This is a genomic window from Candidatus Bathyarchaeota archaeon (assembly GCA_026014685.1).
Classification (GTDB): domain Archaea; phylum Thermoproteota; class Bathyarchaeia; order Bathyarchaeales; family Bathycorpusculaceae; genus Bathycorpusculum.
Window position 1 is genome coordinate 193,843 of record JAOZHW010000015.1, and the last position, 23,489, is coordinate 217,331.

Consider the following 23,489-nt stretch of genomic DNA (forward strand, 5'->3'; position numbering starts at 1 on the left):
TACAGTACGCTTTAAGAATCTGGTTACGTCTTGTTTAACTAGAAATGGTTTTTAAGGTTTCCTAAACGGGTTTCGCAGAGGCTTTTGATGAACAAAAAACTCGTCATCAGCACAGTTTCACTTCTGACAATTACACTGATAGCCACGCTTCCTCTCGTAGATTACCATTTCAACTCAACTAAAACGATGGCTCTTCACACTTCCGGCAGCAAAATCTTGGATGCTTACGGCAACGTCGTTTATTTGCGAGGCATCGGCCGCTCGGGGGATTTGCAGTCGCCGTCTGGCATGTGGTCAGAGCCAGGAGAACAGGTTTTTAGCTGGGACCAAAAATGGCGACCTATAGAGGAGAATCTGCACAAAATGGATGCCACATTGCAGTGCTACCGCGATTACTGGCACGTCAACATGATACGCATCTTCATACCCGTGGATTGGTGGTGGACAGACAACATCTCACGCGCGACCTATGAACCCGAAGCCGCCAACATAACCATAAGCTATCGACATTACCTCGAAACACTGGTACAAGAAGCAGCCAAATACGGCATCTACGTCGATCTATGCCCCTACAGCGCCGTAAACGGCTACCTGTTTAGCAGAACCTTCGAGGGGGAACCCGGCACATGGGTACCCAACACCGCCAGCTACCAATTCATCCAAACCGTAACCTCCGATGCAGGACGAAACGAGATGGAGTTTTGGCGGCTATGGTGGGGCAGCGTCGTTGAACGGTTGGGTGGATACAGAAACGTGATTTTTGAGTTGTGGAATGAACCAGGCGACAACAAAACCGCCTTCTTTAGCTACATGATTGAAGCTTACAAAACCATCCGCAACTTAGGCAACCAAAATCTGGTGTTCATGCAGTGGGAAGTAGGCATCGTGCCAGGCTGGCAGAGCCTCACTTGGGCACCTGAACTTTTCAGCCAACTAAAAAACGCCACAAGCAAAGCACCCCTAAACGTAGCCTTTACCACACACACCTACATGCATTCCCCTTACCCCAACCTGCAATGGGCACACAACTACGAAGAAGTCAAACGCCAACTAAACGCACCCGACATGGTGCCCCAAACCAGAAACATCAACTGCACAGTACCACTGGTTTTCAACGAAATGGGCGTGCTCGACGCAGATTTCATCTACAACTACTGGGCCAGTGTTGAGGAACGCTTCGGCGGAGGCAACTTGACTTTGGCGCAGAGACGCGCCCGCGAATACAGCTTCTGGACAGCGATTCTGCAAAACGCCAAAGACCTTGGTATAGGTGTCTGCGCTTACTATTGGATGCAGGACTCGGTGTCGGTTGCTTACGGTTACGCTGGGGAAGCACTAGTTTCAAGTGATGTATGGACTGGAGGTTCGCCTACACCTAACTTTGCAGGCAAAACCTTCATAGAAACCGCTTAAACCACAACAGAATATTTGGGCAACGCTGAACCACGCGACGTCTCTGCGGAGAGGCCCCCTCCCCTTATATAAAGGACAAGCGGTTTGCCGCTCCGCCACTAAACCAACCTGGAAAAACGTTTAGCAATACTTTAGTCCTGATCGTCTTTGCTGAAGGTAACGCTTTTTTCCTTCAAACCCCCATCAAGTACAACGTAGATGGTTGCCGATGAGGTTAAGTTTGTCTAACGGAATTTTCAGTAAACTTCGCATTAACGAGAATTTCAAAGCTGCCAAAAACCTCGGATTCCAAGACATCGAATTCAACATGAAATCCATCAAAAAAGAACATGACACCGACGTTTACCGCGAACAGAAGGCGTTGGCGGCTTCAGGCTTAAACTGTTTAACTCTACATTCAGCCGTGTTGCACGTTAAAGACCCCATTGAAGTGCATCAGGCGGTGTATTACGGCAAGATTTCGCTGGAGTGCGCCCGAGCCTTAAAGGCGCCATTGATGACTGTGCACTCAAACGTCTCAAAGAAGCTGCCAGCTAAAGTTAGAGCTGAATGTTTAGAAGCAGTTTTTGGGGAAATCAACCCTTTCGCAAAAAAGTTAGGCATCAAACTCTCACTGGAAAATCTCTCGTTTAACTCAACTGGGTTTGGCAAAAATGTTGAGGAACTCGAAGAGGTACTTGGCGTCATCGACCCAAAGGGTGAGATGGGGTTCACGTTTGATTTGTGCCATGCATTGGAGACAAAGGTTGTTGATGAATTGCTAGACAGGTTTGGTAGCCGCGTCTGCAACGTGCATATGGCTGATAAGCATCACAAGCCTTTCTTTGAGAGAAAAACCGAACTTACCCATTTTCTATCGGCGCTGCATGGTTTCGGTTATGATGGCCCTATTACGTTAGAGCTTGTGCATACTACTTCGATGGCTGACATCGCTAAAACCAAAAAATTATTCGAAAACCTGTTAAAAGAGTATTAAACGTCAAACTGTTTCGACACTTTTTCTTTTTTTGTTTAATTTTTTGAGGGAAACATTTTTCTTTTTTGCTTCAGGATGCTAAAGGTGAGAAAGAGGGCAAACGCTTGCGTTCACGTAAGGTTAGGGAGGACACTTTAGGTAGCGGAAAATTTTTACTTGAACTATACCGAAAAGCCCTAACATTGCCTGACCAAGAACTCTACGATTACTTTTTAGACCACGCAGTTAACCTCACAAAAAGCAAGATAGGTTTCTTTCACTTCGTTAGCGACGACCAAAAAACAATCGCGTTAACCACTTGGAACAAAGAAGCGCTGAAAAACTGCACAGCCAATTATGTTAATCACTATCCGATGGCTGAGGCGGGGAACTGGGCTGACTGCATCCGTTTCAGGCGCCCCATAATTTACAATGACTTCAAAAATAGCCCAAACCAGAAAGGTCTCCCAAAAGGGCATGTTCCACTAAAACGGATGCTGGGAATACCCATAATTGAGAAAGGAAAAACAAAAGCAATTTTTGGGGTTGGAAACAAAAAAGCTCCCTATACTCAGAGAGACATTGACCAGCTTGAATTAATCGGAACAGAACTCAACCGAATAATAAGTCAGCGCCGCGCGGACGCAGAATTGTTGGAGTCTAAAGAGAAGTATCAGGTGCTCTTTGAGAACATGGTTGATGGGTTTGCTTTCTGTCAAATGGTTTATGATAAGCAGGATAAACCGCGGGATTTCATATGTTTAGAGGTTAACCAAGCTTTTGAGCGGATATTGAGGGTGAAAAAGGAGCAGGTGCTTGGAAAAAAAGCAACAGAAGCTTTCCATTCGCTTAGAAATGTTGACCCGCATGTTTTTAACACTCTGGGGTTAGTAGCGTCTACTGGGTTTGAAGAGAAATTTGAAATATTCATAGATGCATTCGGTATTTGGTTGGATGTATCTGCTTTTAGCCCAAAAAAAGGGTACTTTGCTGTTATAATCGAAGATATTACTCAACGTAAAAAAGCTGAAGAAGCGCTAAAAGAAAGCGAAGGACATCTAAAACGAAGCCAAGAAATCGCGCATGTAGGCAGTTGGGAACTGGATTTAGTTGCTAACAAGCTGGTGTGGACTGATGAGGTTTACAGAATTTTTGGAGTTAAACGCTCAGAATTCGGTGCAACCTATGGAGATTTTTTAAGTTGTGTGCACCCTGTCGACCGCGAAATTGTTGATAAGCAGTATAATGCTTCACTCGACGAGGGTAAAGACAACTTTGAAATTGAGCACCGTGTGGTAAAAAAAGAATCAGGCGAAGTACGGATAGTTCACGAAAAATGTTTCCATATACGGGACAAGTACGGCGAAGTAATTCGCTCTGTTGGTATGGTTCAAGACGTCACTGAACGCAAAAAGGCAGAACAAGCCCTAAGAGAAAGCGAAGAACGCCTTAAACTGAAACTTGACTCAGTACTCTCTCCAGATATCGAGATAGGCGAAAACGACCTCGCAAACATAATCGATGTGCCTTCATTACAGTCCACCATGGATCGTCTCTACGAAGTTACAAACATGGGTTTTGCGTTAATCGACCTCAAAGGAAAAGTTCTCGTTGGGACAGGGTGGCAAGATATCTGTACCAAATTTCACCGCGTCAACCCTCGCACATGCAAAAACTGTATCGAAAGTGACATTGAACTTTCAAGGGGCCTCAAAAAGGGTCAGATAAGCCTCTATAAATGCAAAAACAGCATGTGGGATGTGGTTACTCCGCTTTTCATCGGCGACAAACACGTCGGCAACGTCTTTTTCGGTCAATTCTTCTTTGACGACGAAATCCCAGACCGAAGCATTTTCGTTACTCAAGCAGAAAGATATGGGTTCAACAAGGAAGAATATCTCGCGGCATTTGACCGTGTTCCCAGGTTTAGCCGCGAAAACACTGAGGCATTGATGCGGTTTTATGCGGGGTTGTCTGAGATGCTGTCTAAAATTAGCCTTGCAAACCTAAAGCTTGCTAAATCGTTGAACACACAAAAAGAGTTACAGTTCAAGCTGGAAGATAAAGCTGCTGAAGTAAAAGCGTATGCTTCCCAGATGGAGCAGCTAGCCGAACAGAGGGCTAAGCAGCTTAAAGATGCCGAACGCTTATCTGCGATTGGCGCCACCGCTGGTATGGTTGGTCATGATATCCGTAACCCGCTGCAGGCTATTACTAATGAACTGTACTTGGCGCGCAAAGAAATAGAGGCCCTGCCAAATGGGGAAGAAAAAACCAGCTTGCAGGGAAGCATCCACAGTATTGAAGAAAATCTTGTCTACATCAACAAGATTGTTGCGGACCTGCAGGATTTCGCCAGACCACTTAACCCAAAACCAGAACCAGTTTTCATAAAGAAGTCGATTGCCGACGCGCTTTCGATAGTGGTTGTTCCAGATAACGTGAAGGTTACTTTGGAAATCCAAGAAAACATGCAGCAACTAAAAGTAGACCCTACAATGATAAAGCGGGTTATTGTGAATTTGGTGCAGAACGCAGTTCAAGCTATGCCTAAAGGCGGCGACCTCACCATAACCGCTTCAACCAAGAAGCATAACATGGAGATTTCGGTGGAAGACACAGGTGAAGGCATCCCAGTTGTTGTGCAGCATAAACTTTTCACGCCTTTGATGACTACTAAAGCCAAGGGGCAAGGTTTCGGTTTAGCTGTAGTTAAACGGATGACTGAAGCGATGGGTGGAACAGTGGCTTTTTGGAGTGAAGAAGGCAAAGGAACCAAGTTTACGCTGAAATTTCCAGTTTAGGGCTGTTTTTTGAAGCACACAGCTGCGTATCCGACGACGCTTGAGGGGTCGCCTGTTATGTCGCCGCTATTGTGGTAGCTGAGAAGTTCAGCTTTGGCGCAGACGCCGTCTGCGTAGGTGATTAGGCTGGTGATTGGAGCGTAACCGCAGGCACTGATGTTTTCTGCTTCGACGACATCAAAGAAGCCTTTGGCGTCAAGAGCGGCAACTCGATTTAGCGCTTTGTGGTCTTTGGCGGCTGCTGATTTAGCGGATTCGTAATGCGTCATATCTGAGGAAGCGATAACCACGGTGTTTGTGGCGTCTAGGGCTTCAGTTAGGGCTCTGCCGATTTCGACGGCTGAATCGTAATCCTGCATCAGGTAGCTTATCGGCACGATTTTGAAGTTGTCGCCGTATAGGTACTGCAGAAAGGGTAACTGCACCTCCAAAGAGTGTTCGAAGCGGTGTGCTAATTCGTCGATGTCGAGGTATTTGGTTTCGTGCAGTATGTCGTCGGCTAAGGCTGTGTCGATTTCGATTTTGCCCAGTGGTGTCTGCCAGGTGCCTTCACGCATAATCGAGAGGGCGCTTCCGTAACCCGTGTGGTTGGGGCCAAGCAAGACGACGGTGTCGGGTTTGCCATCTTGGGCTAAATGGTAAAAAGCATGTGCCGCCACGGGGCCGCTGTACATGTAGCCTGCGTGGGGGCAAATTAAACCCACGATTTCTCGTGGATGGGTAGTTTTGTTTATGGTTGGATGTTTTTGTGGTCCGAGTCTATGAAGGAAACAGGAGGTAAGCTGTGCTCTAAGCGCTTCGGCGTCGCCCTCATAAAATTGAGAAGCAACAACTGGACGCCGAATGCTGGGCAAACCTCTAGGGTTCCTCCTCCTCTTCGCGTGTAACTTTGGCTTCGAAGTCTTCGATGGTGACTGGTGGGTCTTTGTCGGGGCCTAGTTCGCCTCTTTCGCGGAGGACTTGGCGTGCAAGTAGCCAGAAGATGACTGCGAGTGCGCGGCGGCCTTTGTTGTTGGTTGGGATGACTAAGTCGACGCCTGCGAATTCGTTGTCGGTGCTGCATAATGCGACTATTGGTATGCCGACTGTGGATGCTTCTTTAACTGCTTGAGCGTCTGCACGTGGGTCACATACAACTATGACTTCGGGGTCAACACGGTTCTGGTACTGTGGGTTGCTGAGTTGTCCTGGGATGAATCTGCCGATGAGTGGGGTTGCGCCGGTTAGTTTGCAGAACATTTTGACTGGTTCATGTGCGTATAAGCGGGTTGCTGCGATGGCAACTTTAGATGGTTCGTAGCGTGAAAGGAACTTTGCGGTTGTACGGATGCGGTCGTCTGTTTTCTTTACATCTAGGACGAATAAGCCGTCTGGTCGAACACGGTAAATGAAGGGTTCCATGTCAAGGGTCTTCATCCTTGTGCCGATGTGGATGCCTGCGCTTAGCAGGGTGTCTCTTGGGAGAAGCAGAGTCTCTTCTGGGCCAGTTTCGGAAACCTCGATATCCTCGTCTACTGCTTCGTCGGCGACTTCGTCTTCCGCTACGTCAGGTGCGGCTTCAACGGTTTCTTCCACAGGAGCCTCTACGGTTTCGATTTGTTCCTCGACTGGTTCTTCTTCAGGTAGATTTTCTGTTGGTTGATTTTCTTTTACTTGGTCTTCAGACATTCTATTCATCTTCTCTTTTAGCGTATGTTTAAGTCAGCCATCTTGGCTCGGGTGCCAAGGAAATGCTCGATTCTGATGAGCTCGTTTAGTTTGGCTATACGTGCACCTTCCACGACGCCTGTTTTTATGATGGGGCATCTGTAGGCGACAGCCAAGTGTGCGATGTGCCAGTCGCATGTGTCTCCACTGCGGTGGGAAACAACGGCGCGGTAACCGTTATGCTGGGCTGTCTCGATTGTTTCAGCTGCATCGGTTAAGGTGCCTATCTGGTTGACTTTGATGATGATGGCGTTTCCAGCGTTAATCTTAATTCCGTTATTTAACCTTTCAGTATTGGTTGTGAATAAATCATCGCCGCAGATTATGCAATTTTTAGCTTTTTTGGTGAGTTCGGCGAAGCTTTCGAAGTCATCTTCATGGAAGGGGTCTTCGACAAAATTCAGATGATACTTCTCGATTAACTCAAGCATGTATTCAAGCTGCTCGGAAGTGTCGCGTTTTTTGCCCTCCATCTCGTAAACGTATTTCTCTTCTTTAGGCTTCCAAAAGTTGGAGGCCGCGACGTCTATGCCGAAGCCGCATTCAAAATCCATCTCGTTTCCCACTTCCTCACAGGCTCTCGCGATCACTTCAAAAGCGTCGTCGGTGCCGATGTTAGCTATCCATGCGCCTTCGTCGCTTTTGCCGCCCGTAAAGGTGCTGCTTTTCTTCTTAAGCGATTCATAAATTTTTTTGTGGATAAGGGTGTTGGCGGTTTGGGCTTCAAGGAAGCTCTCTGCGCCATGGGGCAGGGCGAGGTATTCTTGGATGCTTGGGGTTTTGCCGCCTCGGGCATGTGCACCACCGCTTATACAGTTACCCAATGGATAGGGCATGGTGTTTGCGGCGTTTCCGCCCAAAAACTGGAATAGAAGTAAACCGTGTGAGTTTGCGGCTGCTTCCGCATTAGCGAGGCTGATGGCGAATGCGGTGTTACCGCCGATGTTTTTTAGGTCCGCTGTGCCGTCGATTTCGTGAAGGGTATTGTCGATTTCTTCTTGGAAATCAGCGTTTAACCCTGCGAGTTCGGGAGCGACCAATTCGTCAACTTTCTTTATGGCTGCTTCTACGCCGCCCTGCGGATAATAGATGACTTCGGCTTTGCCTCGGCTTTTGCCTGCGGGTGCGCCTGCACGTCCAAATCCGCCTGCTGTTATTACATCGACTTCTATAGTTTCTTCTCCGCGGTTATTGAAAATTTTCCTAGCTATGAGGTCCTCGATGATTGATGACACGCAGCTTTAACCTCGACGCTATAGTTTTGTCACGCGCTTATTTTAGGTTTCGGCACAAGCGCTCCATAGCTTACTGCCCCTGCACCATGCCGAGGCCTTTTTGGTTGCTTAATGCCTGAGGTGTCTTTGTCTATTGGATGGAAGTAAGTTCAGCACATGCCTATGGCATAGCAATACTCAATATTCAGCTAGTGGACTACGATTTTCAGCCCTCTTATTGAGGAAATCGCAAAAATTCAGCCAAAATCCTAATAAAGAGAAAAAAATTTTCCTTAAAAATGGGGACTCCATGAACTACGATCCACATGTTGAAAGAATATTTCAAGACACAGTCGAAGCACACTTCAAATTAATGGGCTACAACACGCGACCCCACACTGCCTTACACACACGCCCAACCCACATCCGCGCAGAAATGCATACACACCCCAAAGGTCCACAAAAAATCCTCATAGCCTGCACCCACAACCAATCCCTTGATCTCCCACAAGTACAGAAATTCTGCTCCAAAGTTGCCTTCGCCAGAGAAACCCATCAAGCCGACTCTGGATTACTCATATCCAACAAAGAATTCAGCCCCGAAGCCATCACTTGGTGCGAAAAACACTGCTCATTTGTCAAGCTAAAAACCTTCAAAGAACTGATCTTAACCTCAGCAAAATGCCGCAAACTGCTAAAGAAATTCCCAACAGAAGAAATAAGCTAAACCCTATTTTTCCTTTAACTGTTTATTGAGTAATTCAAACAACTTAAGTTCATCCTCTGTTATGCCGTTTTTCCGCAGTTTTTCTATACAACGTTGATATTGTTTTTCAGAAAAACACGACTGCTTAAGAACATCTGTCGTAAAGTGCATAGTTCGCTTGGCTTTTGTGCCCCTGCAAAGCGCCGCCGTTTGCTGTTTGAATCGGTTTAGGGGTTTGCAGTCCCGGGATTGGAATCCGAATGGGGTGTTGGGGAATTGCCGGCAACCGTCAGGTCGAACGGGGTAGATTGAGCATTTTTTGTTCTCTAAGAAAGGGCAGGGTGTGTGCATGATGTATCGGTCGTATTCCGCTGAATCTTTTTCCCAGCGTTTACCCATTTCCTCGTAGATGGCTTGTATTTTAGCGTGTAACTGCGGGTTTTCTTTTGGGGTTATTTTTACTTTGCCTGCCACTAAGAAATCTTCCATTTTGCAGCAGACACCGCATTGGTCGCAGACAAAAGGTAAATTAATCGACCATACGCCGTCTTTAGATTCGAATTCTAAATGTACATAGGTGGTGTCAATCATAGGGATTAACATAGAAGAATTTTTGAGGGTTTCAACTTTTCGCTAAGCCCCAAGTTGTTGGCCGCATCTGGAGCAATATACAGCATCGGATTGGTTTAGGGCACCGCAATGTGGGCAATATTTACCTTGACCTGTAAAGGTGGCGGCTGTGTAAGATGGTTCAGAGACTGGGATGGAAAAGAAGCCTTTGGCTACAAACCCCCAGGCAACGTACTGAATCAAACCTCCAGGAAAAGACGCTAAAAGCATCTCGTAGTAACCGATTAAACCGAGAAGCCCTAAAACCGCAAACACAACCCCAACAGCCACATTCACAACGCCGCCTGCAACGAAAATTTTTGCGGCAATCCTAAACAGGGGCGTTGCTGATTTTTCAGCTAACAGGTTAAACGCTTTATAGTTGAAGAGCACCCAAACAAGCGAAACAACCGTCATCGCCGCCAACAACGGTGCGTAGTAAGGTGTTATTAGGGATTGTATTTGGGGCGTTGATGCAGATGGTGTTAGGCCAGAGGAAATTAAACTGAATATGCTGACCATAAATATGGCTAACCAGAATATCCCGATTATTATAGCCATAACAACTGCAATTATTAGTCCATAGAGAATGTAGTTGAATATTCTTCTTTCTGCGTAGTCTTTGGAGAAACCGTACATTGCAACTAGGAATAAAATGAACCCTACAAAAGTCAAGAAGGAAAGTACGCTTGCGATGATGAGTGTCCATAAATTTAAAGAACTTTGCAGCACACCGAGTTGCACGACTGATATAATTGTGCTGATTACCCCGAGTAACATTAGGCATGCTCCAGTGCCGCCGAAAGTTCTGTTGCTCTGAATAGTCACTTACATACCCCACGCTACTATTTGGGGTCAGAGGATAAGTATTTTGTTCAGTTACTGAATAGCTTTTTCTTTAAGTTTAATCTCGCTTCCGACACGCAGTTTATCCACTTCTGCCCTTTGAGGCAACTGGACGGCTATGGTTTTTTCGAGGCATGTTTTGCCGTATTTTACTGTGGCTTGGGCTGTTTTGGCGTCTGAGTAAAACGCTGTTAACTGAGCCGCCTTCTCAATCGCCATTTTTGTTTTGGGTCCCTGCAGCAAGGTGGTTGGGCCAACGATGGTGGGCAACTCAAAATAATAGTCAGCTTTGGCGCGGTTGGCAACTAAAAAGCTGTTTTCCGCTTGATTTCTACCCACAATTATCTTGCTTTCACCAACTCTAAAATGTCTGCCAATCCGCAGCAACGCAACATCCGCAGCCGAAACGCGTTTTTTGTGTTCGAAGAGGTCGCGGAGTTTTTTAGCGTATTCTTCACAAGTCAAAAGACAACCCCCAGCAGGAGACGGGAAAACTGTAATGCCGTATTGTTTGGCGAGTTCCATCTGGGGTTTACGGCCTCTGCCCTGTATGCTTAAAAGTTTTGAGCGGTCGATTAACCCTTTTTTCTCTGCCTCAGTCTCCGCCAACAACTTCGCAGACAGAGGCCTCAAAAGTTTACCTTTTAACCCTGCCTCTTCCGCGATGATTTTTAGTGCTGCACCATGCTGAGACATGGGGCGTTCACCGAGCACTTCGCCTGTAAAGAGGAAGTCTGCTCCGATTTCTTTGGCGTATTTTTTAGCTTGTTTTAGGATGAAGATTTTGCAGTCGACGCAGGGGTTGATGTTTTTTCCGTACCCGTGTTTAGGGTGACGTAGCATTTGGAGGTATTCTTTGTCGGCGCTTTTTATGACAAGAGGCACTTTGAGTTGTTCTGCAGCTAGTTGGGCTTCACTTTTGCCGTCCTTCTTTGGAATACCAAACGGCGTTTTAAGGTTGAAAGCGATGACTTCTATACCTTGTCGACGCACCAATTCGGTTGCGAGAATGCTGTCTAAGCCGCCAGAAAGCAAGCTTATGGCTTTAACCTTGCGCATAACAATGATTTACCTTCTTTTGGCACATAATAATGTACCTGTTTTTCTCATAAAAAATGGCAAGAATCTAGATGTTTACTCCGAATTTGTCCATACCGAGTTGACGTTTATAGGCTTGATTGCAGAATAATTTAAAAAGCCAAACTAAATTAACCCTAATAGCTTTGCACCTGTACGAAAGGAGAAACATCGGTGGACATCAGCATCTTCATTCCCGTCTACAAACAGTCCGATCAATTAGGCGGAATGCTTGATGCCTTGTGCGCCCAAAACGTTTCTAAAGAAATCTTTGTAACCGTAGACGCGCCAACCGACGAATTCAAACAGAAAATCAAGCAACTCGAAAGAGAAAACGTCACCTTCATCTTAAACCAAGAGCGGGTCGGGAAATCAAACGCCCTAAACAGCACCGTTCCACTGTCATCGGGCAAAGTCCTGCTTTTCCTCGACGCAGACGTCGGCATCCCAGACGACCCAGACTACCTCCGTAAAATCGTCATGGAAATGCAGCACAACGACGTTTTGGACATAAAAAAGAGAGTAACTAAAGACAAGTCGTTTCTCTCAAAAATGGCCTACTATGAGTACTTGACTTTTAACATAAGTTCTTGGCTTGCTTCACGCTATATGCATAAGTGCCCCGCAGTAAACGGCGCCGCCTTCGCCATCAGAAGGGAAATGTTCGAGAAAGTCGGCGGCTTCCGCAAAGTCGTCGCCGAAGACATAGACATCGCCACCCGCGCATTTCTCGCAGATAGCCGTTTCGTCTATTCACACGACGTAGAAGTCAAAAACGTGGTACATGGTGATTGGAAGAAGTGGTTTACGCAGCGACGCAGGTGGGCAATTGGGCAGGCATTGTGGCTTAAAGACTGGTACAAGCAGCTTGCAAGGCGCTTTATCAAGAAGCCGCAGGTTTTCTTACCTAGCTTGTTCTTCCTCTATCCCTCGGCAACCGTTTTCTTCTTGAGCGCCGTGGTGCCGAGTCTTTGGATGTACAATTCGCTGCTGTTTTTTTCGCTGTTTCTCTCTGTCAAATTCAACATCGCATTACCGATTTTCCTTATATCTCTAGCAACCGCTGACGTGCTCAAAGTGCTACTTATTTCGCTTTCAGGGTTTGCAATTACAGCAGCAGTTTTCTACGGCTTCTCTCGCAAGTTGGGGTTCAAGGAATTAAAGTTGCATGAACTTTTCGTTTATTACTTCTTCTATTCCTCAGTTTGGATGGTCATCATCATTGTGGGCCACATTCAGGTTTTGTTAGGAAAGAAAGCGGGGCCAGACTGGAAAACATAAAGCCACACGCTGGTAAGTAACGTTTAAGGCATGCTTGTGGTTGTATGGGTGCTACCTCATAGGCTTATATGGGGTTTGCAGCCTCTAAATAGATTAAGGGCTTCTTTTGGGTATAATTTTGAGGCAGTTAGATTCTTCGCCGATTTTAGCCGGTACTCAACCTGTGCAAACGCGTGAGGTTGAGCTGCTAAAGCGTGACGGCACGCTGATTTTGAGTGGACACCAACCCACCCTGCTGCCATACCCTGGCTTCTTTTACCGCATGTACCACTCCAACATCATGGACATCTGTCCCTACGACCCGCTGAGTCGTCACAGCGACCGTTACCAGCATCGAGTTAAAATCGGCAAAGACACCCATTGGCGATGGCTCACCCTGCCCATCGAAGCCTCAAGTACCTGCTCAATTATGGCAGCGAAGCTTAAAACTAACTTTTTAGGCGAGCGGTGGACGGAACTTGAACAGGTATACCGTACCTATCCCTTTTGGGACCAATACAAAAGTGAGTTGAAGGAGATTTTCTTCTCTTATCGGTACCTCTGGGAATTAAACCTCCGCCTCATCCTGTGGCTCCGGGACATCTTAGGCATCAAAACCTACATATCCATCTCTTACAGTTCAGAAGGCTGCGACACAACAGAACGCGTCGCCTCACAGTTCTCAAACTACGGCTCCGTCGTCTACCTCGCGGGAAAAGGCAGCATGGAGTACTTGGATACGCAGAAATATGAGCGCCTCACTAACTCGACTATCGCTTTGGTGACTTATACGCCGCCGACGCCCTTCTCGACTGTCTCCATCTTAACTCCGCTGCTGATGTATCCAGCCAAACAAGTGCTCGAGAATCTAAACATCAAGCGGGAACCCATAAAGGTGATAGTTAACGGCGCAGAATACAGCGTCAACTACCTAAACAGTTAACTAAGCACCCATTAACTTGAGGAAGATTGCTTTTGCTGAGTACAATCGGTTTTCTGCCTGTTCGTAGATGACTGATTTGCTGCTTTGGATGGCTTCGGCGCTGATTTCGTAGCCGCGGTGGATGGGCATGTCATGCATGATGTAGGGGTCGCAGCCTTTGAGCAGTTGCGCGTTGATTTGGTAGGGCATCATGAGTTTGATGCGTTTCTCTTTTTCTTGGGCAAACTTGGGGTCAGTGAAGAACTCCATGTCAATCCACGTGTCAGTGTAGACAAAGTCCGCCTCCTTAACTGCCTTCTTAACGTCTAGGGATGTTTCCCAGAGCCCCGTTTTCTTCGCTTCCGCCATTAACTCTTCATCGTGTGCTGCTTCGTTAAAAATCGGCGTAACCGTGGTTAATTTGACGCCTGTTTTGGTGCAGCCTTCAATTAGGCTGTTGGTGACGTTGTTGTGGACGCCTATGTAGACCAGTTTTGCGCCTTTGAGTTTACCGTGATTTTCTTTTATGGTGATGAGGTCTGCGAGTACTTGGCTGGGGTGGTATCTGTCGTCGCATCCGTTGATAACTGGCACTTTGGATGCCGCCGCCATCTTGAGCAAATCCGAATTGTAGAGCAAACGCGCCATGATGCAATCCACGTTTCGGGAGAGGTACTGGATTTCGTCGCCTATGTCTGCTAACGTGAAATTAGTGCTTCTCCAATCGATGAACAGGGCGTGACCGCCGAGTTGGGTCATGGCGACTTCAAAGGAGACGCGGGTGCGGGTGGAGGTTTTCTGGAAAACCAAAGCCGCTGATTTACCCAAGAATGTTTTTAGGTATTTTTTGGGGTTTTGTTTGACTTCTAAGCCTAAATCAACCAGCGCTGACAGTTCCTTGATTGAAAGTTCCTTAAAGTTAAGTAAATGCATCTATTCTGTGCCTTCAATACGGTTCAATTAAGCATCCAATAATAAGCTTTATGCAAAAGCTTTTTCCACACCTGCCTTCAATCACTTCTACGTGACACAAATGATTTTGCTGGTTGCCTCAAACAAGGATGTTGCAAGCCTCAACATCAAAGAACAACTCCTAAAACGCTACCTCTTTAACAAAACCCCCACAACCTTCCAAGACAACCCCATATACACCGCAGACGTAAACCGCAAAAGAGTAGACCTGATAACCCTAAACGAAGAATCCGTACGCGCCCAAGACCTACCCGCAAAGTTTCCAGACACAAAAATGGTCGTTTTCATCTCTAGGCACAGTAGCCAAAGCGGCAAACCCACACTCTCCGTGCATACCCCCGGAAACTTTGGCGATGCAGAACTCGGTGGATTACCCAAAACCGTTTCAGTTGCGCCCGCACTCGCTATGCAATCTGTCCTAAAAGCCCTAACCCACTATAAAGACCAGCTGAACCTTTTCCATTATGACGTTTGCTATGAATGTACACATCATGGACCAAGCCTCAACGTTCCAACCATGTTCGTGGAGTTGGGCAGTACTCCCGAGCAGTGGAGCGATGCCAAGGCTGCGGAAGCGGTAGCTCACAGCGCCATGACCGCCATCGCCACCTTTGAGGCGCCAAGTTCTCACCGCGCGGTTTTAGGCATCGGTGGAACCCATTACAATCAGCAGTTCACGCTTATGGCGTTGATGGGCGTCGCCACCTTCGGTCACATGATACCAAAATACGCCGTACCCTACATCGACGCTGATATGATTAAGCAATGTGTCGAAAAAACCCTTGAAAAAGTGCCGCTAGCGTTTCTGGATTGGAAAGGCATCAAAAGCGAAGACAAACTGGGGTTGCTTTCTGCCTTGGAATCTGCTGGGTTACCATACAATAAAGTCTAACTCGCCCTTTTTCCATCGGGGGATATGTTTAAAAGGGGTTGTGGAGTAGTCTTTTGAACCTAAACGTTTATTATTCCTGATGAAATCTTGAGTGTGCGGTAAATATGGGAATTAAATCTTGGCTTACGCAGGCAGCAAGAACGTTAAAGCTAGCCGTTAAACCTGGCCGCGAAGAGCTGTGGCTCTCGATTAAAATCAGCCTCTTAGGCATCGGTGTAGTCGGTTTAATAGGCTTCGTGATTAAGCTGCTATCGTTTGCTTTAGGCGGTTCATCAGCATAGAAGGATGCCAAATACATGGATAAAAAAGAAGAGCTCTCACAAGTAAAAATTTTCGCAATCAAAACCACCACTGGACAAGAACGCAACGTGGCACGGTTGATTGCCTCCAAAGTCGAAATGACCCATGTTCCCATAAAAGCTCTTCTGGTTCCAGACACCCTCAAAGGCTACGTCTTTGTAGAAGCAGACGGTCCCCACCTAGTAGAAGAAGCCATCTCAGGCGTACGCCATGTCCGCAGCAGAATCCCAGGTCTCATCAGCTTCAGCGAGATTGAACGCTACATCGTCCGCAAACCCGTCATGGAAGACCTCAACGAAGACGACGTGGTAGAAATCACTGGTGGACCCTTCAAAGGCATGCGCGCCAAAATCACAAGGCTCGACAAATCCAAAGGCGAAGTCACCCTCGAATTACTTGAGGCAACCTTCACTTTGCCCATCACAGTACATTCAGACTATGTAAAACTAGTAGAAAAAGCAAAAGCATAAAGTGAAAACCTATGGCAGATAAAAAAGTTGTAGAATTAATCGTCAGCGGCGGTCAAGCCAACGCAGGTCCACCATTAGGTCCAGCTCTTGGCCCCTTAGGCGTCAACATCGTTGCAGTAGTCAACAAAATCAACGAAGTCACCAAAGACTATGCAGGAATGAAAGTTCCCGTCAAGGTGAGCGTTGACCCTGAAGATAAAACCTTCGAAATCACCGTCGGTACACCCACAGCATCCGCACTCATCGTTGCCGAATTAAAAATCGAGAAGGGCTCCGGTACACCCCACAGTGTCAAGGCAGGCGACTTAACCATGGAGCAACTGGTCAAAATCGCCAAGATCAAAGGTCCACAACTCTTGGCCCCTGACACCAAGATGGCAACCAAAGAGCTTCTCGGCACCTGCGTAAGCATGGGTGTAACCGTAGAAGGCAAAGACCCCCGAGAAGTCCAGAAAGAAATCGATTCTGGCACCTACGATAAACTATTCGCTTAGTTAAGCGAATATTTTTATAATGGGTTTCTTATCCCCTATTGGCACGAGGCTTAAAAATGCCCCTAGACAACAAGACAATATCTGAAGCAATAAAACAAGCAAAGTCTAAAGCTGGAGACAAAAAATTCAACCAGACCATAGACCTGATTCTCGACATCCAAGAAATCGACATGAAAGCACCCGAAGGCAAAATCCAAGAAATAGTCGAACTTCCACACGACACTCTTAAACCCAACAGTGTCTGTGTCATTGCTTCAGGTGAATTCGCATTAAAAGCAAAGAACTCTGGCGCTGACCGTGTAGTTGAACGCGCAGACCTAGACGGCTTAAACGGCAAAAAGAAGGAACTGCGCCAACTCGCAAGTCAATATGACGTGTTCATTGCAGAAGCACCCTTGATGCCGCTGGTCGGCAGGATTTTGGGTCCAGTTCTGGGTCCAAGAGGCAAAATGCCTGTTCCAGTTGCACCAAACGCAGACATCGCTGCCTTGATCGCAAAGCACCGCAAGACAGTGGTTGTCCGCATGCGCAACCAACCAATCATTCAGGTTCCCATCGGCTCGCAACAGATGAAAGACGAAGACCTAACCGACAACGCGATGGTGGTTCTTCGTGTTCTCGACGGCAAACTTAAACGTGGACTGAAGAACGTAAAGTATGCGTTCATAAAGACCAGCATGGGCGAGCCAGTCAAAATTAAACCATAAACTGAGAGACGAATATCATGCCATCCCAACAAGTGTTAGAGCAGAAATCAACCGAAGTAGAAGCCATCAAAGAAATATTCAAAGAGTACAAATCCGTCGGCATAGCTAGCCTCCAGAAGGTTCGCGCTTCACAGCTTCAAGAACTCAAGAAAAGCATGAAAGGCCAAGTTTACCTGCGCGTATTAAAGAATACACTGATCAAAATAGCAATTGAACAAATGAACCAAGCTGAACTCAAAAAACTTGAGGAATACTTGGAAGGATCAAACGTCTTCCTATTCACTGACCTCAACCCCTTCAAACTTGCACTGTTGCTTGAGAAGGGCAAAGTCAAAACCACCGCTAAAGCAGGCGACATAGCCGCAGATGACGTCATCGTACCTGCCAGCAACACAGGTCAACCACCTGGACCCGTAATCAGTCAACTTAACGCTGTAGGTTTACCCACCAAAATCGAAAACGGCAGCGTCTGGATCAGCAAAGACACACTCGTAGTTCGCAAAGGTGAAGTCATCAACGACCGCTTAGCAGGTGTCCTCTCAAAACTCGGCATAAAAGCAGTTGAATTAGGCATCTCAATGCGTGCAGTCTTCGACAACGGTCTCATGATTACAGGCGACAAACTCAAAGTAGACGTAGCCGCAACCAAACGCAGCGTCGAAGCCAGCAACCAAGAAGCCTTCGCATTGGCTCTCAGTGTCGGTTACCCCTGTAAAGAAACCATCAAACCGCTCCTGCAGACAGCACACCAGAAAGCAGTTTCACTCTCAATCGGTGCAGCCATCCCAACCAAAGACACCATCGCAGACCTCATCCGCAAAGCCAACGCACAAGCAACCAGCCTACAAGAGAAAACTAAGCCCAAAGCGGCTTAAACCCAATTTCCTTTTCATTTCATAACGTTTCGTTAGAATTTTCAGCTATGATTTTCTCTGGGTCGATGTACCCTCGCAGCATCCAAGGCCCATGGTAGTATTGCCTGTCACCAAAGAAACGCAGAGATAAGGCTTTTGTTGGACAATCCTTGAAGCATCTGCAGCATGAGATACAGAGATGATAATTAATGCTTGGTGACTTATTTTGGATTTTGACGGCGTCGGATGGGCAGATTTTAGTGCATTTCATGCATCCAACACACTTATCGCTGTCTGTGATGTAGAGGCAGACTTTGAACAGTTTTAGAACAAATAACTTGACCACACGGATAAGCGTTAAAAATGCTGCTCCAAAAATGTGTTTGCCAGTTGTTGAATCGACGTATTCTTTGCTATTCTCCAAGACGTGGGCAAGAGTGTAGCCAAATGCGACAGCCCTTTCAATGTCGGTCTTTTTTATCGGGTGACTTTCAGAAAGTCTTTTTGAGTAAACAATTCCATCCATACAGCCTCTAAACGTCATCTCAAAAGCGCCAATCACTCTACCGTTTTGCTTTTCAATCAGGCTAATCATCTCCGCGGTGGAGCCGAAATGCCAGATGCCCGCGGTTGAAAACAGAAAAACACGTTTACCCGCAAAATCAAAATTTTTAGCCCAGTTTTTGATTGGCTCGGCGAAACCGCCGTAGATTGGAGCACCGACGCCGAGGACTTTAGCGTCTGTGAGGTTATGTTTACCCGTTTTTAGTTCTTGAATAGGGATTAACTGGGTTTGGAATCCTTTTTCTCCGAGTCCAAGAGCGATAAGTTTAGCGACGTACGCGGTGTTGTTGGATGAAGAAAAGAAGATAATGGGAATAAGCATGTGCTTTGCGCCGCTGTTTTATCTGTAGAGTTTGGCTATAACACTTTTGATTCTATTTTATAGAGTACAACTGTGCGCAATCCTTAATTGCGACGCAAAACTCATTTTTTGATGGCGATTTTTATGCCCATCTACATTCTTCTGTCTACTTTAACCTCAGAGGGCAGAAAAACCCTCAAAGAAAGACCTGAACGAATAAAAGAAGTCAACAAAGAAATCGAAGCCTACGGCGCCAAAGTGTTGCAGCAGTATTCTGTTTTGGGACGCTACGACTTCGTCAACATCGTTGAAGCACCCAACAACGAAACAATAACCCGTGTCTCCATAGAGTTGGGTTCCAGGGGAACCGTGCATATCATGAGTATGCCCGCGATACCGATAGATGAATTCTTAGCTATGCTGAAAAAATAGTGAAAATGGGGCTACTTGTCTAGGCGGTGCCTGTAACATTCGTAGTCAGGCAATTTGCGAGTGTAGTCCCCATTCATCAACGTAGAGGATATGATAAAGTCCGCTGAGGAGCGATTCATCGCTATCGGGATATTCCACACAACCGCCACACGCAACAGGGCTTTTACGTCTGGGTCATGGGGCAACGGCGCCAGCGGATCCCAGAAGAAAATCAGAAAATCTATTTCGCCATCAGCAATGCGTGCCCCCACCTGCATGTCTCCACCAAGCGGACCCGATTCCAGCATATGTATGTCTAAGCATAGTTCCTGCTTAAGCAGTTTGCCCGTGGTGCCTGTCGCATAGAGATAATGCTGCTGCAGGGTGCCCAAGTTGTATTTTGCCCACTCAAGCATGTCCTGTTTTTTGTTGTCGTGAGCCACGAGGGCTATTCTTTTTTTATGTTTTATTATTGCTGGTGGCTTCATGTCAATCTCTTCCTATGCTACAAGCCTCACAGCAATTAATCATTTAATTGTTGCGCTGTTGAACAGTTCACAAAAAACGGCTTTTGGGAATAACCTTATTTAGGCAAATTCGCGGTTAGCCGTTTCTGGGGAGATAATAGAGTAGTGGGGTCTCTGAAAAGCTTAGCCCAGGGCTTCTTGGTTGCCACTGGGTTAGTTTGGATATTCAACATCGTTGCTCTTGTCAGGGGCGGTGATGCATGGTTAGGCTTAGCTTACCTGCTTATCCTGCTTATCCCAGCGGTCAGCTTACTCAGTCTCAAATTCAAACATCTCAGTAACACCGTAACCCCAAGCGGAGTAGCGAAATGGCGCACTGTGCTATTCGCATTTCAAGGCGTAGCCTTAGCGTTCTGGAGCTACGATTTACTCACAACCGTCTACGCCATAGATATAACAGGCTTAGCCATCGAACTGAATCCGTTGGGGTGGCCTCTGGGCATATTGGGTGCGTTTGCTTTCTATGGGCCCTCCTTGTTGTTTTCTTACGTGTTGCTGTTTAGGCTCAAAGAGAACATTTCTTTCTACGCTGCAATTCCTCTAACAATGGTTTCTATGTGTATGAGCCTGATGAACCTCTTTGCGGGCGCCCAGAACTTCCAAGTATTCGTGCACACCGCAACCTTAGCGGCGAACGTCCGTTTTGAGTTAATAGCTTTAGCTGCCGCTTTGAACTTGGTTGTTCCGTTTGTTTTGACTAGAAGAATGTTGCAGCCTAAACCGCAACTGAGTATTAAAACAACTTAACTGCCTGTCTGTTGGTTTTTGTTGAGAATTAAGATAACTTTTTGGTCATGACGTAGGCGTCTTCACCGTCGCTGTAGTAGCCGTTTATGGTGCGGGTGATCTCGAAACCCAGCTTCTTGTACAGTGAAATTGCCGATTCGTTGGTCACGCGGACCTCTAAAAAGCCCTGTTTAGCCTTGTAGTACGCCATCCCTTCGAGTGCCTTGTTGATAATGGCTTTGGCCACGCCTCTTCTGCGAAACTGGGGCAAAACCGCAATCGAAACCACATGGCCTTTGCGGACTAAACCGCCAAAACCATAGTTTGACAACCCTACCTCGATGCGGCACATGATGTACCCCATGATTTTGCCGTCATCTTCAGCTACAATGAAGGTTTCTGGGAACCTTTGATGTAGATCTACAAAGAAGAAGTCTGTATAGTTCTCTGGTAAGCAGACGCGGTTGATTTGCATGACGTTTTGAAGGTCATCGGGTGTGAATTTGCGTAGCGTGAAGGATTGTTGCATCGTTTCGCCTTGCCTAAACAGAGTTTCAGTGTTGAGAATTAAAGGTTACGCTTGAAGCACCAATCATAGGCCAACATAACCCGCAAATTACGGCGGGTTTTAAGCTTTGTTTTCTTCAGGAGCCTTATAAACAGGCAAAGTGCTGCTTCCCTGAGGCATAGCCCAAACACGGGACGCTGACCCCGTGATCTTGAAAGCCTCGTTTAAAGCGTCGTTTACTGCCCGTGCGGTTTTAAGCTTAAAAATACTGGTGGCATAGAAGTCAGGCATCGAAGAAACCAGAATAATCTGATGATTAAGCAACGCCTTTAGAAGGTAGTATGCGCGTTGACCACCTACGACGAAGTTTCGTTTAAGCTCCCGCTCCATGTTCTTGAGTTCGCCTAAACGGGACATCCAGTCATAGAACACTTGGTTCCCATACCCCTCCAAGCATTCAGCCACCAAAATGATGACCCCACCCCGTTTAACAGCATCCAAGGAGGCGTCCACCCCTTTAAGTGCTTGATAGAGCGTTAAATCCCACGGGTAACCGCCTGCGCTGACGACGATGATGTCTGCTCGGCGATCCACCGTTACACGATACATGTCATCCACGAGTTTTGTGGCTTCCAAGAATGCCGCTTCTAAGTCCCCAGCGAAGGCTTTTACGATTTCGCCCTTCTTGTTCTCAACCACGTTGAGGATAAAGTCTACTTTGGCTAGCCGCGCAGCTTCTGTCATGTCGATGTGTACGGGGTTATTTTCCAAGTTGCCTGCCGTCGAGTTAGCGTTCACAAGCAATGAGTGGTTGTGTCGGATGGTTTCTACTCCGCTGATTGCTGGCAACACACTTTTTCTGCCCCCGCCAAAACCAGCGTAATAGTGATACTGCACATCACCCAGCAGCACTTTAACGTCTGCTTCCGCGAAGACACGGTTAACGTGTACTTTGTTGCCGTGTGTTTTGGTAGTGCCAACATAAACTAAGTCGGGGGCTGATGCGTTGTGGTTTATGGCTTTGATTCGTTTTGAGACTTCCACACCCAAAAGCTGAGTTGCTTCTTCAGCCGTGACAGCTCGGTGAGTGCCACAGCCAAAAATAACAGTGATGTTTTCGTCTTTGACGCCTGCTGCATTCAACTCTGCAAGAACTGGAATAAGTATGCGTTCGCTTGGGGTGCTACGGGTGGCGTCATCAACTACTATGGCGACTTTGGATTCGGGTTTAGCGATTTCACAGAGGCGTTTGGATGCGATGGGTTCTTTTAGGGCGCGTTCAACCTCTGCTTTTTGGTCGGGTGCGCCTGGGCGGTCTTTGGGTTCGATGGTGCCAAGCAGGTTTCTGGCGGGAACTCGAACACATACATCAGTCTTTCCGTAGGGAAGCCAAACATCAACCATAGCCGAGTCACGTACTAATTGAAGTTACACGGCGCAGGAAACTATTAAGCCTTGTCAATTGAAGATGTTTAAACTCTTTTCTGCTGGAGTATAGCTATAGTTTATGAGTAACAAAATCAGCCGTTAAATTACCACAAAAGTACAACTAAAAAAACACAGTCGATTTAGATACCAAAAACATCGCACCCAAAACGAGGAGACACAAAAGCGAAGCCGGTTGAGTCTAAACCCCACAGTAATCACCGACGGCCTTTAGCACTTCTTAAAGCCATGTCTCCTTGATGTAATCTCAGAGGCGGTCTTTACCAGTTTCCACAAGACTGTCCGCGTGCTACCGTAGAGCGTGTTCCTCAACCGGCAAATACCCCTTTCTCTGCATCGGATTTATTGGTTTGTGACTACTCCGTGCTAGCAACAAAAACGGGGAAGCCACCAGAAAAAGAACCGGCCCTTTTTTTGGTTTTGCAAAAAAATGCAGGTTGAGTCTAAACCCCACTTAGCAAATACGTGACCAAAAGTTTTTCAAGCCCTTCCTTGATGCTATCTCGGACTAGTTCTTTAGCTTCTTTTGGTCTGTACAGGATGCTTTGTGGAGCCTGTTCCCCAACCTGCAATTAGATAACGCCCAACGATTGAATATAACCCTATGTTGGCACCCAGACGCTACAACCTGAAACGATAAACTTAAACAGCACCATGCCGAACAGTATCGGATGCTGGTGGCGGGGTATCCGAGCCAGGTCTAAATAGGTGGCCAGACACCGCAAGGTGCACCTAAGATATGGAGGAGGACTTAAGATCCTCTGGCGCAGGCCTTCGTGGGTTCAAGTCCCACCCCCGCCACCA

At 46.8% G+C, this 23,489-nt stretch carries 25 protein-coding genes and 1 tRNA gene; 15 read left to right on the forward strand and 11 right to left on the reverse strand.

Annotated features, from left to right (window positions below):
- Nucleotides 1–87 precede the first annotated feature (87 nt).
- The 3 genes from NWE96_10865 (at nucleotide 88) to NWE96_10875 (ending at nucleotide 5,172) form a co-directional block, all read left to right on the forward strand.
- Nucleotides 88–1,413, forward strand: coding sequence for a glycoside hydrolase family 5 protein (locus NWE96_10865; protein ID MCW3984474.1), 1,326 nt, complete (start codon nucleotides 88–90; stop codon nucleotides 1,411–1,413).
- A gap of 220 nt (nucleotides 1,414–1,633) precedes the next feature.
- Nucleotides 1,634–2,389: a sugar phosphate isomerase/epimerase gene (locus NWE96_10870; GenBank protein ID MCW3984475.1), complete on the forward strand. Its 756-nt coding sequence runs from the start codon at nucleotides 1,634–1,636 to the stop codon at nucleotides 2,387–2,389.
- A 104-nt stretch (nucleotides 2,390–2,493) separates the two neighbouring features.
- Nucleotides 2,494–5,172, forward strand: coding sequence for a PocR ligand-binding domain-containing protein (locus NWE96_10875; GenBank protein ID MCW3984476.1), 2,679 nt, complete (start codon nucleotides 2,494–2,496; stop codon nucleotides 5,170–5,172).
- On the opposite strand, the gene amrB is transcribed toward NWE96_10875, so the two are convergent.
- Genes amrB through NWE96_10890 form a run of 3 tightly spaced genes read right to left on the reverse strand, consistent with a single transcriptional unit; the run spans nucleotide 5,169 to nucleotide 8,114 of the window.
- Nucleotides 5,169–6,026: an AmmeMemoRadiSam system protein B gene (amrB, locus tag NWE96_10880; protein ID MCW3984477.1), complete on the reverse strand. Its 858-nt coding sequence runs from the start codon at nucleotides 6,024–6,026 to the stop codon at nucleotides 5,169–5,171. The genes NWE96_10875 and amrB overlap by 4 nt on opposite strands.
- A gap of 4 nt (nucleotides 6,027–6,030) precedes the next feature.
- On the reverse strand, nucleotides 6,031–6,840 hold the full coding sequence (rpsB, locus tag NWE96_10885; GenBank protein ID MCW3984478.1) for a 30S ribosomal protein S2: 810 nt from the start codon (nucleotides 6,838–6,840) through the stop codon (nucleotides 6,031–6,033).
- A 17-nt stretch (nucleotides 6,841–6,857) separates the two neighbouring features.
- Entirely contained in the window at nucleotides 6,858–8,114 is a 1,257-nt protein-coding gene (locus NWE96_10890; GenBank protein MCW3984479.1) for a phosphopyruvate hydratase, read from the reverse strand.
- Between the two features lie 289 nt (nucleotides 8,115–8,403).
- On the opposite strand from NWE96_10890, the gene NWE96_10895 reads away from it, so the two are divergent.
- Complete coding sequence (locus NWE96_10895) at nucleotides 8,404–8,820, forward strand: restriction endonuclease (protein ID MCW3984480.1); 417 nt, start codon at nucleotides 8,404–8,406, stop codon at nucleotides 8,818–8,820.
- A 3-nt stretch (nucleotides 8,821–8,823) separates the two neighbouring features.
- On the opposite strand, the gene NWE96_10900 is transcribed toward NWE96_10895, so the two are convergent.
- The 3 genes from NWE96_10900 to NWE96_10910 are packed head-to-tail and all read right to left on the reverse strand — an operon-like array spanning nucleotide 8,824 to nucleotide 11,313.
- A complete protein-coding gene (locus NWE96_10900; protein MCW3984481.1) occupies nucleotides 8,824–9,390 on the reverse strand; it encodes a YkgJ family cysteine cluster protein in 567 nt (188 codons plus the stop codon).
- Nucleotides 9,391–9,432: 42 nt separating this feature from the next.
- Nucleotides 9,433–10,236, reverse strand: a complete 804-nt coding sequence (locus NWE96_10905) for a DUF996 domain-containing protein (protein ID MCW3984482.1) — start codon at nucleotides 10,234–10,236, stop codon at nucleotides 9,433–9,435.
- 51 nt (nucleotides 10,237–10,287) lie between these two features.
- The gene (locus tag NWE96_10910; protein MCW3984483.1) at nucleotides 10,288–11,313 is read right to left on the reverse strand and encodes a tRNA 4-thiouridine(8) synthase ThiI; all 1,026 of its coding nucleotides are present in this window, start codon (nucleotides 11,311–11,313) and stop codon (nucleotides 10,288–10,290) included.
- Between the two features lie 192 nt (nucleotides 11,314–11,505).
- Between NWE96_10910 and NWE96_10915 the strand changes: the two genes are divergently transcribed.
- Together NWE96_10915 and NWE96_10920 are read left to right on the forward strand one after the other, a co-directional pair.
- Nucleotides 11,506–12,612: a glycosyltransferase family 2 protein gene (locus tag NWE96_10915; protein MCW3984484.1), complete on the forward strand. Its 1,107-nt coding sequence runs from the start codon at nucleotides 11,506–11,508 to the stop codon at nucleotides 12,610–12,612.
- A 118-nt stretch (nucleotides 12,613–12,730) separates the two neighbouring features.
- The gene (locus NWE96_10920) at nucleotides 12,731–13,534 is read left to right on the forward strand and encodes a WbqC family protein (GenBank protein ID MCW3984485.1); all 804 of its coding nucleotides are present in this window, start codon (nucleotides 12,731–12,733) and stop codon (nucleotides 13,532–13,534) included.
- Here NWE96_10920 and NWE96_10925 read toward each other — a convergent pair whose 3' ends face one another.
- On the reverse strand, nucleotides 13,535–14,446 hold the full coding sequence (locus tag NWE96_10925) for an ornithine carbamoyltransferase (GenBank protein ID MCW3984486.1): 912 nt from the start codon (nucleotides 14,444–14,446) through the stop codon (nucleotides 13,535–13,537).
- A 100-nt stretch (nucleotides 14,447–14,546) separates the two neighbouring features.
- On the opposite strand from NWE96_10925, the gene NWE96_10930 reads away from it, so the two are divergent.
- The 6 genes from NWE96_10930 to NWE96_10955 all read left to right on the forward strand — a co-directional run bounded on the left by NWE96_10930 (nucleotide 14,547) and on the right by NWE96_10955 (nucleotide 18,223).
- The gene (locus NWE96_10930) at nucleotides 14,547–15,377 is read left to right on the forward strand and encodes a hypothetical protein (protein MCW3984487.1); all 831 of its coding nucleotides are present in this window, start codon (nucleotides 14,547–14,549) and stop codon (nucleotides 15,375–15,377) included.
- 104 nt (nucleotides 15,378–15,481) lie between these two features.
- Entirely contained in the window at nucleotides 15,482–15,658 is a 177-nt protein-coding gene (locus tag NWE96_10935) for a protein translocase SEC61 complex subunit gamma (GenBank protein ID MCW3984488.1), read from the forward strand.
- Nucleotides 15,659–15,673: 15 nt separating this feature from the next.
- Nucleotides 15,674–16,147 (forward strand): transcription elongation factor Spt5, encoded by a 474-nt coding sequence (locus NWE96_10940; GenBank protein ID MCW3984489.1) that lies wholly within the window; start codon nucleotides 15,674–15,676, stop codon nucleotides 16,145–16,147.
- An 11-nt stretch (nucleotides 16,148–16,158) separates the two neighbouring features.
- On the forward strand, nucleotides 16,159–16,641 hold the full coding sequence (locus NWE96_10945) for a 50S ribosomal protein L11 (GenBank protein ID MCW3984490.1): 483 nt from the start codon (nucleotides 16,159–16,161) through the stop codon (nucleotides 16,639–16,641).
- 56 nt (nucleotides 16,642–16,697) lie between these two features.
- Complete coding sequence (locus NWE96_10950) at nucleotides 16,698–17,348, forward strand: 50S ribosomal protein L1 (protein ID MCW3984491.1); 651 nt, start codon at nucleotides 16,698–16,700, stop codon at nucleotides 17,346–17,348.
- Between the two features lie 17 nt (nucleotides 17,349–17,365).
- Entirely contained in the window at nucleotides 17,366–18,223 is an 858-nt protein-coding gene (locus NWE96_10955) for a 50S ribosomal protein L10 (protein MCW3984492.1), read from the forward strand.
- Between the two features lie 19 nt (nucleotides 18,224–18,242).
- Here the strand turns inward: NWE96_10955 and NWE96_10960 are convergent, their stop codons facing one another.
- Nucleotides 18,243–19,088 carry an EFR1 family ferrodoxin gene (locus NWE96_10960; protein ID MCW3984493.1) on the reverse strand — a complete coding sequence of 282 codons (846 nt, stop codon included), beginning with the start codon at nucleotides 19,086–19,088 and terminating at the stop codon, nucleotides 18,243–18,245.
- Between the two features lie 123 nt (nucleotides 19,089–19,211).
- Between NWE96_10960 and NWE96_10965 the strand changes: the two genes are divergently transcribed.
- Entirely contained in the window at nucleotides 19,212–19,499 is a 288-nt protein-coding gene (locus NWE96_10965) for a GYD domain-containing protein (protein MCW3984494.1), read from the forward strand.
- A gap of 11 nt (nucleotides 19,500–19,510) precedes the next feature.
- On the opposite strand, the gene NWE96_10970 is transcribed toward NWE96_10965, so the two are convergent.
- Nucleotides 19,511–19,966 (reverse strand): methylglyoxal synthase, encoded by a 456-nt coding sequence (locus tag NWE96_10970; GenBank protein ID MCW3984495.1) that lies wholly within the window; start codon nucleotides 19,964–19,966, stop codon nucleotides 19,511–19,513.
- Nucleotides 19,967–20,110: 144 nt separating this feature from the next.
- Here NWE96_10970 and NWE96_10975 point away from each other — a divergent pair, with 144 nt between their 5' ends.
- Nucleotides 20,111–20,752, forward strand: a complete 642-nt coding sequence (locus NWE96_10975) for a hypothetical protein (protein MCW3984496.1) — start codon at nucleotides 20,111–20,113, stop codon at nucleotides 20,750–20,752.
- A gap of 28 nt (nucleotides 20,753–20,780) precedes the next feature.
- Here the strand turns inward: NWE96_10975 and NWE96_10980 are convergent, their stop codons facing one another.
- Nucleotides 20,781–21,260, reverse strand: coding sequence for a GNAT family N-acetyltransferase (locus NWE96_10980; GenBank protein MCW3984497.1), 480 nt, complete (start codon nucleotides 21,258–21,260; stop codon nucleotides 20,781–20,783).
- 99 nt (nucleotides 21,261–21,359) lie between these two features.
- Nucleotides 21,360–22,643 carry a nickel-dependent lactate racemase gene (larA, locus tag NWE96_10985; GenBank protein MCW3984498.1) on the reverse strand — a complete coding sequence of 428 codons (1,284 nt, stop codon included), beginning with the start codon at nucleotides 22,641–22,643 and terminating at the stop codon, nucleotides 21,360–21,362.
- Between the two features lie 721 nt (nucleotides 22,644–23,364).
- Between larA and NWE96_10990 the strand changes: the two genes are divergently transcribed.
- A tRNA-Leu gene (locus NWE96_10990) sits at nucleotides 23,365–23,489 on the forward strand.